This window comes from Zobellella iuensis (assembly GCF_016746085.1).
Classification (GTDB): Bacteria; Pseudomonadota; Gammaproteobacteria; order Enterobacterales; family Aeromonadaceae; genus Oceanimonas; species Oceanimonas iuensis.
Genome location: NZ_JAERTZ010000026.1, coordinates 162,305 through 174,966, shown reverse-complemented (window position 1 = coordinate 174,966; position 12,662 = coordinate 162,305). Strand labels below are relative to the sequence as shown.

Genomic DNA, 12,662 nt, shown 5'->3' with positions numbered 1-12,662 from the left:
AAAATCCATTAAAGAAGGCGATTGTAGCAGGGGGGCCGGTCAGGCAGAAGTGCCGGCGTCATGTTCCGGCTCTATGGCCAGTACCCGGGTCAACTGGCCGAACACTTCGTAACGCACATTGTAGTGGTACAGCCGAACCCCGTACTGCTGCCAGCCCTGGCCGCCCCGTTTGTAGGCCGGGCGCGGATCCTGCACCAGCACCTCGCTGATGAATTCCTGCAGGTCTGGAATGGAGGAGCGCTGGCAGGCCAGCTCGGCGGCGGGGCTGAAAATCACCTCCATGCTGATGTCCGGCGGGGCCGGCGCAAAGCCGCCATGGGCATCGGGCACGGCATCGGCCCAGGGCAGGTAGGGCTTGATATCCATCACCGGGGTGCCGTCCACCAGGTCTACCCCGCTCAGTTCCAGCCAGACCTTGTTGCCGTCCCGGCACATTTCCTCGAGCCGGACCACGGACAGCCCGAGTGGGTTGGGCCTGAAGGTCGAGCGGGTGGCGAACACGCCCACCCGTTCGTTGCCGCCGAGGCGGGGCGGCCGCACCGTGGGATTCCATCCCTGCTCTTGGGTCTGGTGGAATACGAATATCAGCCACAGGTGGCTGAATTCGGCCAGCCCGCGAAAGGCGCTGGGCTCGTTGTAGGGCGGGACCATCTCCAGCCGGGCGCGGGCACGGGTAACCAGCCCCGGCTGGCGGGGTACGGCAAATTTCTCTTTGTAGGGGGAGCGGATGATCCCGATGGGGTCGAGGTTGACCGTCTCCATTCAGTCTGCAACCACGATGGCCTGGCCGCTGCACAGCACCTGCTCGAGGCAGCCGGGCATATCGTCGAAGCGGATGCAGCTGTTCAGTATCAGGGCATTGGCACCCATGTCGGCGGCGCGGCGGCGGATCTGGGCGCGGGCATCCGCTTCCTTGGGCGGGGCCTCATTGGCTTCCACCTGGCAGGCTTCGCCCTCCACCGAGCCCAGGGTAACGTAGTTGACCCCTTCCAGTTCGGTCTTGCTGTAGAGGGTAACGCCGTCGCCCTTGTAGTAATCCTTGATACCGGCGGGAGAAACATTGCTGTTAAAGCCCCAACCGGCACAACCGGAGAGAGTGAGGGCGGCCAGGGCCAGACCGATAAGACGCATGATAAGTCCTTAATATGAAAGTGAAGCTGGCTCTATTCTGCACCATGACGGCAAGGCTGCCAATGGTAGGAGCGCAGGCGGGAACATGTTATCCAGGGGCGAATTTATGCGACCAAGGCACCCGACCAAGATTCCCAACCATCCCCTTCGACTACGACTGCCGCAAAAGCGCCAATATCGAACCCGAAAACCGGCACAAGACAAAACCTGCCCCATCATAGCTCACTCCTTGCGCAATCAACCACTTGGGGGATTGCCGAACACGCAAAACAGTTTATAGTGATGATTCCTCGGCGGGCGTAGTTCAATGGTAGAACGGTAGCTTCCCAAGCTGCATACGTGGGTTCGATTCCCATCGCCCGCTCCAAGTATCTGACGTTAAATCTTTTTTATCTCCCTCTACTCGATATCGACTCCGGTGAGTTTGGCTTTTTGGGTCAAGTTGCCGGGCCGGCACAGCTGATCACGCCGCCCATGGCTGTGTTGTTCCCTATTCCTGGTTTATAGTTAGCCTCAATTGGTTCTTCTACTGGGGGCGCTATGGTCGAGGTGCTGCACCACGGGGCGGTGAAGGGGGTGACCGGCTCTTGCCATGAGCTGCGGGTGGACGACGCCGGCATTCTCATCGACTGTGGCCTGTTTCAGGGCACGGAAGCCGGGACCGGCCCGGCCATCGACTTCGAGATTGAGCATATCCGTGCGCTGGTGGTGACCCATGTGCATATCGACCATGTGGGGCGGCTGCCCTATTTGCTGGGCGCCGGCTTCACGGGGCCCATCTACTGTTCCCAGCCTTCGGCCCTGCTGTTGCCGGCCATGCTGGAAGATGCCCTCAGTATCGGCTTTACCCGGGACAAGGCGCTGGTGCGGCGGGTGCTGACCTTGCTGGCGTCGCGTCTGGTGCCCCTGCCCTATGGCCAGTGGCAGCCGGTGCCTGAGTGCCCGCTGCGGGTACGGTTGCAGCGGGCCGGCCATATCCTGGGCTCGGCCTATGTGGAGTGCGAGGCCGAGAATAAACGGCTGGTGTTCAGCGGCGACCTGGGCGCGCCCCATTCTCCCTTGCTGGTGGCACCCTGCTGATCCCGGCCTTCAGCCTGGGCCGTACCCAGGATATCCTGTACGAACTGGAGAGCCTGATCGCCGAATTCGGCACGGAGGCGGCGGCCCCGGAGCTGCCCTGGAACCAGCTGGAAGTGGTGGTGGACTCGCCCCTGGCGGCCAACTTCACGGCCTTGTACCGCAAGCTAAAGCCCTTCTGGAATGCCGAGGCCCAGGCCCTGCTGGCCAGCGGCCGGCATCCGCTTTCTTTCGAACAGTTGACGGTGGTGGACAGCCACCGGGATCATCTCAACGCCGTGGGCTACCTGGCGCGTTCGCACCGGCCCTGCGTGGTGTTGGCGGGCTCGGGCATGTGCGCCGGCGGGCGGGTGGTGAATTACCTCAAGGCGCTGCTGAACGAGGCCCGCAACGATATTTTGTTTGTGGGTTACCAGGCCGAGGGCACGCCGGGGCGCGCCATTCTGGACTACGGCTCCAAAGGCGGCTGGGTGGCGCTGGACGGGGAGCGCTATCACATCAAAGCCCGGGTGCACCAGGTAAGCGGTTATTCGGCCCATGCCGGCCAGCAGGACTTGCTGGATTTTGTGGCGGGCATAGTGCCGCCGCCGGGGGAAATCCGCCTGATCCACGGGGAGGAGAAGGCCAAGGCGGCGCTGAAGCAAAAGCTGGAGGCGATGTTGCCGGCGACCAGGGTGGTGATTGCGCGTTAGCCTGGAAGTGGTGAGGGGACAATATGATACCAAAAGCCCGGGATGGCCGGGCTTTCAGACTGCTGACAAACCGTCGGATTACTCCGTGGTCACTCCCGCGATTATTCCGTCACTCCCGCGAAGGCGGGAGTCCAGTGCAAACCGTTACGGGTCTCCGCCTGCGCGGAGATGACCACTATTGAATGGCAGCGCGGTATCAGGACTCCAGGTCGCCGCAGAAGCGATAGCCTTCGCCGTGGATGGTGGCGATGATCTCGGGAGTATCGGGTACCGACTCGAAGTGCTTGCGGATGCGGCGGATGGTGACGTCCACGGTGCGGTCGTGGGGCTTGAGCTCGCGGCCGGTCATCTTCTTCAGCAGTTCGGCACGGCTCTGGATCTGCCCCGGATTTTCGCAAAAATGCACCATGGCGCGGAACTCGCTGCGCGGCAGCTTGAACACTTCGCCACTGGGGCTGACCAAGGCGCGACTGTTGATGTCGAGGGTCCAGTCGTTGAAACGGTAGGACTCTACCTGTTTCTCTTCGTCCTGGGCTTCGGGGGTCTGCATGGTGCGCCCCAGCAGGTTGCGGGCACGAATGGTCAGCTCACGCGGATTGAACGGCTTGGTGATGTAGTCGTCGGCACCGATTTCCAGACCGAGGATTTTGTCTACCTCGTTGTCGCGGCCGGTAAGGAACATCAATGCCAGGTTGTGCTGTTCGCGCAGCTCGCGAGCCAGCAACAGGCCGTTCTTGCCGGGCAGGTTGATGTCCATGATCACCAGGTTGATCTTGTTGTTGGAGAGGGCCTTGTACATCTCTTCGCCGTCGGTGGCTTCCAGTACTATGTAGCCCTCGGCCTCGAAGATGCCCTTGAGGGTATTGCGGGTGACCAGTTCGTCTTCAACGATAAGAATGTGAGGTGTCTGCATGAGCGTACCTGTTTTTAGATGTAAAGATAATTCAGTGCCAACAGCCGACGGAGCCAAGCAGGCGCTACTCAGAAAATAGTGTAACTAAATTACGCTATCTACCTCTAAATGCATAGTGCATAAGCGCGGTCGTACTGTAATTTTTAGCCGTTTTTACTTGCATCCCATGCAGTTACTGCTTCATGCCCAATAAAACCAACAAACGGGACGAACAGAGGTCCATTGCGTAAAGTTGTCTTATTTTAACAGTTAACAGGGGCATAACAACAGCCTGCGGCCGATATTGTTAAATAGTTTTATGGCCGGGCTTGATCCAGGTCAAGCGCTGATTTAACAAAAAGCCTCGAATGTTATACAAATAATTAAGATGCCGGATGGCCGGTTGCGGGGCTTTCCGTGTCGGATCCGTCTTCCATATAAACGCAGCAAGGAGAACAGGATGCTGGATTTATTGCCTGATTTATGCGACGAGCACGCCGACAAGGTCAGGGTATTGGAGCCCTGCTTCCGTGATTTTGGCGGAGAGCAGATTTTCTGGGGCCAGGTGGTGACGGTGCGCTGTTATGAAGACAACTCCCGGGTGCGGGAGCTGGTGGCCACCCCGGGCACCGGCAAGGTACTGGTGGTGGATGGCGGTGCCATGGTGCGCCGGGCCTTGCTCGGCGATCAGTTGGCGGCAAAGGCGGTGGAAAACGGCTGGGAAGGTATCGTTATCAACGGGGCCATCCGCGATGCCGGCGCCATCGGCACCATGGTGTTGGGCGTGAAGGCCCTCGCCACTTGCCCGATGAAAACCGAGAAGCGCGGCCTGGGGGAGGTGGATGTGCCGGTGACCTTTGCCGGCGTCACCATTCACCCCGGGGACTACCTCTACGCCGATATCAACGGCATCCTGGTGGCGCGCGAGCCCTTGAGTCACCCCCTGTTGTAGGCCGCGAAGCGTGAGGTGATAGTGCGCTTCACGCTTCACGCTTCACGCTTCACGCTTCACGCATCACGCTTCACGCTTCACGTTCCTCACCGTACAGGTATTTGAAGCGCTGCCGGCGCCGGTAGGGGAAGACGTCGACGAACTGGCCGGCTTCGATATTCTGCTGCAGCTGGCGCCAGTAGCCGGCGCTGAACAGGTCGTTGTGCTGCTGCTTGAAGGCCTCGCGGATGCGCGGGCTGCTGAGCAGGAAGGTGGCGAATTCTTCCGGAAAGACGTCGTTGGGGCCCACCGAGTACCAGGGCTCGGCGCTGAGCTCGTCTTCCGGGTAGCGGGCCTTGGGGATGTCGCGGAAGTTGCACTCGGTCATGTAGGCGATTTCGTCGTAGTCGTAGAAGATCACCCGGCCGTGGCGGGTGACGCCGAAGTTCTTGAACAGCATGTCGCCCGGGAAGATGTTGGCGGCCGCCAGTTGCTTGATGGCGTTGGCGTATTCGTCGATGGCGTCACATACCGCCTGGTCCGAGGCGTGTTCCAGGTAGATGTTGAGTGGGGTCATGCGCCGCTCGGTATACAGGTGGCGGATCACCAGGGTATCGCCCTTGATGGTAAGCAGGGAGGGGGCCAACTGCTGCAGCTCGGTTAGCAGCTCCGGGCTGATGCGATGTAAAGGCAGTTCGAAATTGGTGAACTCCATGGTGTCGGCCATGCGACCGACCCGGTCGTGTTGCTTGACCAGCCGGTACTTGGCCTTGACCGTTTCGTGGTTCACCTCCTTCGGCGGGGTGAACTTGTCCTTGATGATTTTGAACACCACGTCGAAGGAAGGCAGGGTGAACACGCTCATCACCATGCCCTTGATGCCGGGCGCGGCCACGAACAGATCCCGGGACTGGTGCAGCTGGCGCAGGAAGTGGCGGTAGAATTCGGTCTTGCCGTGTTTTTGACAGCCGATGGCGGTATAGATTTCGTAATCCGCCTTGTTGGGCAGCAAGGGGCGCAGGAAGTGCACCAGCAGTGCCGGTACCGGGCACCACACCATGAAGTAGGCCCGGGCAAAGCCGAACAGGATGGAGGCATCGTCTTTCGAGAGGATCAGGGTATCCAGGCAGAGGCCGCCCTGCTCATCATGCACTATCGGCAGGATAAAAGGCAGCAGCAGTGGGCCCAATTCCAGCCGGCCGATCAGGTAGGCGCCCTTGTTGCGGTAGAGCAGGGTGTTGATAAAGGTCAGGCTGAATGCTTCCTGGCCGAGCTCGGGCGGTCCCTGCTCTTCGAGGTAACGGCACACATAGCCCAGATCCCGCTCCAGATGGCTGAACCCCGTGTTCAGTTGCAGCCGTTCCAGTACCTGGCGCAGGCAGTCGCGCAGGCCGCCCACATCGGTGCTGTACTGCCAGCAATAGGGGCTCAGATCCGGATCGGGTGCGCGGCGGACGAAGCCGTGCACATAGAGGTTTTCGGCGCGGATGTTCTTGTGGCGCAGGGAGCGCCGGTACACCGAGTTGTAGAAGGACTCGGCGATCTCGGGGTTGGGGTGGTGGGTAAGCAGATCGTTGAACGCCTGTTTCAGCTCCTTGAGGCCTTCCTGGCCGAGGGGCGAGCCGCCCATGTGGTCGCTCACCGCCTGCAGGGTGTCGTTCACATGGTGGTCATAGAGGCGGATGCGCTGGCGCCCGGCCAGCTGCACCCCCAGCCAGTCCTGGGTTTCGAACCTGAGCTTGGCGCCCTGGGTGATGTCGAGAAAGCGGCGATAGAAGGCGTCGAACCTGCCCATGATGATGGTGGCCAATTCCCTGGCGTTGCCGTGCATGATGCTATCCCTGTTGTTATGGCGTTCTGTCGGGATAGTAATGGATCCGGGTGCCATTGTGGGGAATTTATTGCGATGCCTCACGCCTCACGCCTCATGCTTTACCTCAGCCTCCGCTTTGCGGACAATGCGCGGTCTTATACAAAGGGGAGTGGCATGGAGCTTTATTTCGTACTCAAGTCGCCGGCCCGGGCCGAGAATGTCGGCGCCGCCGCCCGCGCCATGAAAACCATGGGCTTTGAGCATATGCGGCTGGTGGACAGCCGGGTGCACGAACGGGAACAGGCCCACTGGGTGGCCCACGGCGCCCAGGAGGTACTGGAGCAGGCCGAGTATTTTCCGACCCTGGCCGAGGGCCTGGCGGACATGGACCTGGTCATCGCCACCACGGCGCGCCGGCGTGGCCGTTACCTGCACTATCTCACGCCCAAGGAGACCATTGCCCAGGTAAATAACAAACAGTTGCAGAAAGTGGCGCTGTTGTTCGGCTGCGAAGAGTCAGGGTTAAGTAATGAGGATCTGGCCTGTGCCGATATCATCAGCTACTTGCCGCTGAAAGTGACTTATCCTTCGCTCAACCTGGGCCAGGCCATCATGCTTTATGCCTGGGAATTCAGCCAGGGGCTTGCGTCCGGAAACGAGGAAAAAAGCGCCATTCAGGCAGAAAATGCCCAGTTAAGGGTGTTGCAAGCAAAAACAGAGCAATTGTTTGATCTTGTCGGTGTGTCGCAGCAGGAAAAACTGGCTGATTGGGTGAGGGACCGATTGCCTATGCTGGCACAGCGGGATCTGAATCTGCTGCATCTGCTGTATAAGGACCTGGAGCGTGCCCTGAACGACAAGGATGGAAGTTGACAAGCGGGGAGGCTCGGGTTATTGCTATGCCATCCGTTTTTCGAGGTTGTTCGTCATGCTGTTCCATGCAAGCCGCACCATCACCACCATTATTATTACCGGTACCACCACTGGTGGCACTGGGGCGGGCTGATGCGCTGACGACAAACAGATTTGAATCCTAAAGCCCGTATCCCAACCAGATGCGGGCTTTTTCGTTTTACACAGGGAGTAATCAATGCGTGTCTTGAAATTTGGCGGCACCTCTTTGGCCAACAGCGATCGGTTCCAGACCGTGGCCGATATCGTGGTCAACAATCAGCAGCAGTCCCAGGTGGCCCTGGTACTGTCGGCGCCGGCCAAGGTCACCAACCATCTGGTGGCGGTGGTGGAGCAGACTATCCGTGGCCTGGAAGCGGCCCCGGTGCTGAAGGAGATCGAGCAGGTCTTCCACGCCATCATCGATGGCCTCAAGCAACGCTTCGAGCGGCTGGATGACCTGGAGCTGAAAGGTCAGGTCGACCGGGAGCTGGGTCAGCTGACCCGTCTGTTGCAGGGTGTCAGCCTGCTGCAACAGTGTCCGGACAACATCCAGGCCCGCATCCTGAGCCGGGGCGAGGCGCTGTCCATCGCGGTGATGGCCGAGTTGCTCAAGGCCCGTGGCGAGCAGGTGGAAGTGATTTCACCCCAGGCCATGCTGCTGGGCGAGGGCAGCTTCCTCGAGGCCCACGTCAATATCGAAGTCTCCCGCCAGCGTTTCCGCGACCAGGGCCTGCGCACCGACTGCGTCTACCTGATGCCGGGCTTTACCGCCGGCAACGACAAGGGCGAGACCGTGATCCTGGGCCGCAACGGCTCCGACTATTCCGCCGCCGTACTGGCCGCCTGTGTGGATGCCGAGTGCTGCGAGATCTGGACCGATGTGGATGGCGTCTACAACTGCGATCCGCGCCTGGTGCCTGACGCCAAGCTGCTCAAGCAGCTGTCCTACAAGGAGGCGATGGAGCTGTCCTACTTCGGCGCCAAGGTATTGCACCCCAAAACCATAGCCCCCATCGCCCAGTTCCATATTCCCTGCCTTATCAAGAACACCGGCAATCCCCAGGGCGAAGGCTCGCTGATCGGCCCCGAGTGCAGCGACGACGATCTGCAGGTCAAGGGCATCTCCGATCTGGCCGGCATGACCATGATCAATATCTCCGGCCCGGGCATGAAGGGCATGGTGGGCATGGCCGGCCGGCTGTTCTCCTGCGTGTCCCGCGCCGGGGTCAGCATAGTGCTGATCACCCAGAGTTCGTCCGAATACAGCGTCAGCTTCTGTATCCACAGTTACGACAAGTACAAGGCCGAGAAGGCCATCGCCGCTGAGTTCGCCCTGGAGTTCAAGAACAACCTGCTGGAGCCGCTGGATGTGCTTGACGATCTGGCCATCATCTCCCTGGTGGGCGATCGCATGCGCACCGCCAAGGGCGTGTCGGCCCGCTTCTTCAACTCCCTGGCCGAAGCCTCCATCAATATCGTGGCCATCGCCCAGGGCTCCAGCGAGCGCTCCATCTCGGCGGTGATCCGCAAGGAAAAGACCACCGAGGCGATCAAGGCCTGCCACCAGAATTTCTTCTCCAGCCGCCAGTTTATCGATGTGTTCCTGGTGGGCTGCGGTGGCGTGGGCGCGGCCCTGCTCGAGCAGATCCGTCGCCAGCAGCCGGTGCTGGAAGCCCAGGATATCGGCATCCGGGTGGTGGGTATCGCCAACTCCCGCAAGATGGCGCTGGACCGCAACGGCATCAACCTGAACGAATGGCGCGACCGGCTGGAGCAGGCTCATGAAGCCTTCAACCTGGAACGGGTGGCGCGGATGGTGGAAGACAGCCACCTGATCAACCCGGTGCTGGTGGACTGTACCTCCAGTGAAGGGGTGGCGGATCAGTACGCCGACTTCCTCGCCGCCGGCTTCCATGTGGTGACCCCCAACAAGAAGGCCAATACCGCCAGCCTGGATTACTACCGCGAGCTGCGCCGTACCGCCCAGGCCACCCGCCGCAAGTTCCTGTACGAGACCAACGTGGGTGCCGGCCTGCCGGTGATCGAGAACCTGCAGAACCTGATCCGCGCCGGCGACCAGCTGAAGGCGTTCGGCGGCATACTGTCCGGCTCCCTGTCTTACATCTTCGGCAAGCTGGACGAAGGCATGAGCTTTGCCGACGCCACCCGCATTGCCCGGGAGAACGGTTTTACCGAGCCGGATCCGCGCGACGATCTCAATGGCATGGACGTGGCGCGCAAGCTGCTGATCCTGGCCCGGGAGGCGGGCATGGAGCTGGACCTGAGCGATATCGAGGTGGAAATGGCGCTGCCGCCGGAGTTCGACGCCGACGGCGATATCGACAGCTTTATGGCCCGGCTGCCGGAGGCCGATGCCTGGTTCGAGGCGCGGGTGGCGGAAGCTGCCGCCGAGGGCAAGGTGCTGCGTTACGTGGGTTCCATCGAAAACGGCCATTGCAAGGTTGCCATCAAGGCGGTAGACGGCGATGATCCCCTGTTCAAGGTCAAGGACGGCGAAAACGCCCTGGCGTTCTACACCCAGTATTACCAGCCGATCCCGCTGGTGCTGCGCGGCTACGGGGCCGGTGCCGACGTCACCGCCGCCGGCGTGTTCGCCGACCTGTTGCGCACCCATAACTGGAAGCAGGAGATATAAATGAGTGTTGTTGCGTACGCCCCTGCCTCTACCGCCAATGTGAGCGTGGGTTTTGATGTGCTGGGGGCCGCGATGGCCCCCCTGGACGGCACCCTGCTGGGTGACCGGGTGTTGGTGGGCGAGACCGAGGGCGAGTTCAACCTGGTCAATGTGGGCCCCTTCGCCCACAAGCTGCCGGACGATTTCACCCAGAACATCGTCTACGACTGCTATGTGGCCTACGGCAAGGCGCTGGCGAAAAAGGACCTGGGGCTCAAGCCGCTGGTGATGACCCTGGAGAAAAACCTGCCGGTGGGCTCGGGCCTGGGCTCCAGCGCCACCAGCATCGTCGCCGCCTTCGTGGCGCTCAACGCCTTCCACGACGAAGCGTTGACCGAGCATGAGCTGACCCTGCTGATGGGCGAGCTGGAAGGGCAGATTTCCGGTTCAGTTCACTACGACAATGTGGCACCCTGTCACCTCGGCGGCATGCAGCTGGTGCTGGATGAAGCCGGCGTGATCAGCCAGTCGCTGCCGGTGTTCGACGACTGGTACTGGGTGCTGTGCTACCCGGGCATAGCGGTGTCCACCTCGGCGGCGCGGGCCATACTGCCGGCCCAGTACCGCCGCCAGGACTGCCTGGCCTATGGCCGCCGGCTGGCGGGCTTTGTACATGCCAGCCACACCGGCCAGGAAAAAGTGGCCGCCGCCATGCTGAAGGACGTGATCGCCGAGCCCTACCGCGCCCAGCTGATCCCCGGCTTCAACGAGGTGCGTGAGCACGCCGCCACCATGGGCGCCCTGGCCACCGGTATTTCCGGCAGCGGCCCCACCGTCTTTTGCGTGATGAAGGATCTGCACCAGGCGGAAAAACTCAAGGTCTGGCTGGCCGAGCATTTTATTCAGAACCAGGATGGCTTTTGCCATATTTGCAAACTCGATGCCCAAGGCGCTCGGGTAACAGGAACGGAACTATGAAGCTGTACAACATCAAGGACAATAGCGAGACCATCAACTTTGCCGGTGCCGTCCGGCAGGGGCTGGGCCGGGGCCAGGGGCTGTTTTTCCCGGAGAGCCTGAGCCCGCTGCCCAACGTGGAAAGCCTGCTGGAGCTGCCGCTGGTGCCGCGTTCCGTGGCCATTCTGCGGCACCTGATCGGCGATGAAATTCCGGAAAGCACCCTCGCCGCCATGGTGGAGCAGGCTTTCACCTTCCCGGCGCCGCTGGTGAAGGTGGACGACCACACCTATGCCCTGGAGCTGTTCCACGGCCCGACCCTGGCGTTCAAGGACTTCGGCGGCCGTTTCATGGCCCAGTGCCTGGCCACCCTGAGCGACGACGGCAAGATCACCATCCTCACCGCCACCTCCGGCGACACCGGCGCCGCCGTGGCCCATGCCTTCTACGGCCTGCCCAACATCGAGGTGGTGATCCTCTATCCCGAGGGCAAGATCAGCCCCCTGCAGGAGAAGCTGTTCACCACCCTGGGCGGCAATATCCGCACCTTCGCGGTACAGGGCGATTTCGACGCCTGCCAGGCGCTGGTCAAGCAGGCCTTCGACGACGAAGAGCTGAAAGCGGCGGTGGGCCTCAACTCCGCCAACTCCATCAACATCAGCCGGCTGGTGGCCCAGGTGTGCTACTACTTCGAAGCGGTGGCCGAGCTGCCCGCCGAGCAGCGCCACAAGGCGGTGATTGCCGTGCCTTCCGGCAACTTCGGCAACCTCACCGCCGGCCTTATCGCCAAGGCGCTGGGCCTGCCGGTGAAGCGCTTCGTGGCGGCCACCAACGCCAACGACACGGTGCCGCGTTACCTGGAAAGCGGCAGCTGGGATCCCCATGCCACCGTCGCCACCCTGTCCAACGCCATGGACGTGAGCCGGCCCAACAACTGGCCGCGGGTGGAAGAGCTGTGCCGGGTCAAGGGCTGGCAGCTTTCCGACATCGCCTCCGGCGCCCTCGATGACGAGCAGACCAAAGACGCCCTCAAGCGGCTGTTCGCCCAGGGCTACCTGTGCGAGCCCCACGGTGCCATCGCCTGGGAACTGCTCAACAAGGAGCGCGGCAAGGACGAAATAGGCATCTTCCTCTGTACCGCCCATCCGGCCAAGTTCAAGGAGAGCGTGGACGAGATCCTGGGCCAGGATATCCCGCTGCCCGGCCCCCTGGCCAAGCACGGCGCCATGGAATCCCTGTCCGAAGTGATCCCCGCCGACTTCGCCGCCCTGAAAGCGAAGATGATGAAATAATCGGGACTAGGGACTGCATGTTCCCCAGTCCCTTCTCGGGTCTGAAAAGGGCGAAGGCATTTATCGTTGCCTCCGCCCTTTTTTATTCGGCCAAACCCGGCGCCGTTGGTGGAAAGGTCCGTTGAAACGGAGCCTGCAGCGGACCCAACGGTGGGCGCTGTTGAAACGAGTCCCACGGTGGGACAAGGGGCGACCTCAGTCGACCTGCTGCCATCCGCCATCGCTGCAAGAGCTTGTAAGAGATCTCTCAATAAGGCTGGAGACAAGTCGGTTTGTTGCCGCGGAATTTGGTAAAGGCTTCCTGTAGCCATCTGTTATTTAATGACTTTTATTGATTGTTTGTTTTTT

Annotated in this window: 11 protein-coding genes and 1 tRNA gene; 8 read left to right on the top strand and 4 right to left on the bottom strand. The window is 61.2% G+C overall.

The window, feature by feature from the left end; all coding sequences use genetic code 11:
• Window positions 1-39: 39 nt before the first annotated feature.
• Both tsaA and rcsF read right to left on the bottom strand, forming a co-directional pair.
• A complete protein-coding gene (tsaA, locus tag JKV55_RS14780) occupies window positions 40-762 on the bottom strand; it encodes a tRNA (N6-threonylcarbamoyladenosine(37)-N6)-methyltransferase TrmO (RefSeq protein ID WP_202087282.1) in 723 nt (240 codons plus the stop codon).
• Complete coding sequence (gene rcsF / locus JKV55_RS14775) at window positions 763-1,131, bottom strand: Rcs stress response system protein RcsF (protein WP_202087276.1); 369 nt, start codon at window positions 1,129-1,131, stop codon at window positions 763-765.
• Between the two features lie 293 nt (window positions 1,132-1,424).
• On the opposite strand from rcsF, the gene JKV55_RS14770 reads away from it, so the two are divergent.
• The 3 genes from JKV55_RS14770 (at window position 1,425) to JKV55_RS20010 (ending at window position 2,900) form a co-directional block, all read left to right on the top strand.
• Window positions 1,425-1,498: transfer RNA gene (locus JKV55_RS14770), tRNA-Gly, on the top strand.
• Window positions 1,499-1,671: 173 nt separating this feature from the next.
• Window positions 1,672-2,211, top strand: a complete 540-nt coding sequence (locus tag JKV55_RS20015) for an MBL fold metallo-hydrolase (protein ID WP_237332895.1) — start codon at window positions 1,672-1,674, stop codon at window positions 2,209-2,211.
• A complete protein-coding gene (locus JKV55_RS20010) occupies window positions 2,205-2,900 on the top strand; it encodes an MBL fold metallo-hydrolase RNA specificity domain-containing protein (protein WP_369409661.1) in 696 nt (231 codons plus the stop codon). Before JKV55_RS20015 ends, JKV55_RS20010 begins: the two co-directional genes overlap by 7 nt.
• 196 nt (window positions 2,901-3,096) lie before the next feature.
• Here the strand turns inward: JKV55_RS20010 and arcA are convergent, their stop codons facing one another.
• A complete protein-coding gene (gene arcA / locus JKV55_RS14760) occupies window positions 3,097-3,813 on the bottom strand; it encodes a two-component system response regulator ArcA (protein WP_202087275.1) in 717 nt (238 codons plus the stop codon).
• 439 nt (window positions 3,814-4,252) lie between these two features.
• On the opposite strand from arcA, the gene JKV55_RS14755 reads away from it, so the two are divergent.
• The gene (locus tag JKV55_RS14755) at window positions 4,253-4,744 is read left to right on the top strand and encodes a putative 4-hydroxy-4-methyl-2-oxoglutarate aldolase (protein WP_202087274.1); all 492 of its coding nucleotides are present in this window, start codon (window positions 4,253-4,255) and stop codon (window positions 4,742-4,744) included.
• A gap of 70 nt (window positions 4,745-4,814) precedes the next feature.
• On the opposite strand, the gene aceK is transcribed toward JKV55_RS14755, so the two are convergent.
• Entirely contained in the window at window positions 4,815-6,554 is a 1,740-nt protein-coding gene (gene aceK / locus JKV55_RS14750) for a bifunctional isocitrate dehydrogenase kinase/phosphatase (RefSeq protein WP_202087273.1), read from the bottom strand.
• A 156-nt stretch (window positions 6,555-6,710) separates the two neighbouring features.
• Here aceK and JKV55_RS14745 point away from each other — a divergent pair, with 156 nt between their 5' ends.
• The 4 genes from JKV55_RS14745 (at window position 6,711) to thrC (ending at window position 12,314) form a co-directional block, all read left to right on the top strand.
• Window positions 6,711-7,409, top strand: a complete 699-nt coding sequence (locus JKV55_RS14745) for a tRNA/rRNA methyltransferase (RefSeq protein WP_202087272.1) — start codon at window positions 6,711-6,713, stop codon at window positions 7,407-7,409.
• A 217-nt stretch (window positions 7,410-7,626) separates the two neighbouring features.
• Window positions 7,627-10,086 carry a bifunctional aspartate kinase/homoserine dehydrogenase I gene (thrA, locus tag JKV55_RS14740; protein ID WP_202087271.1) on the top strand — a complete coding sequence of 820 codons (2,460 nt, stop codon included), beginning with the start codon at window positions 7,627-7,629 and terminating at the stop codon, window positions 10,084-10,086.
• A complete protein-coding gene (thrB, locus tag JKV55_RS14735) occupies window positions 10,087-11,043 on the top strand; it encodes a homoserine kinase (RefSeq protein WP_202087266.1) in 957 nt (318 codons plus the stop codon).
• A complete protein-coding gene (thrC, locus tag JKV55_RS14730; RefSeq protein ID WP_202087264.1) occupies window positions 11,040-12,314 on the top strand; it encodes a threonine synthase in 1,275 nt (424 codons plus the stop codon). Before thrB ends, thrC begins: the two co-directional genes overlap by 4 nt.
• The last annotated feature ends 348 nt before the right edge of the window (window positions 12,315-12,662 follow it).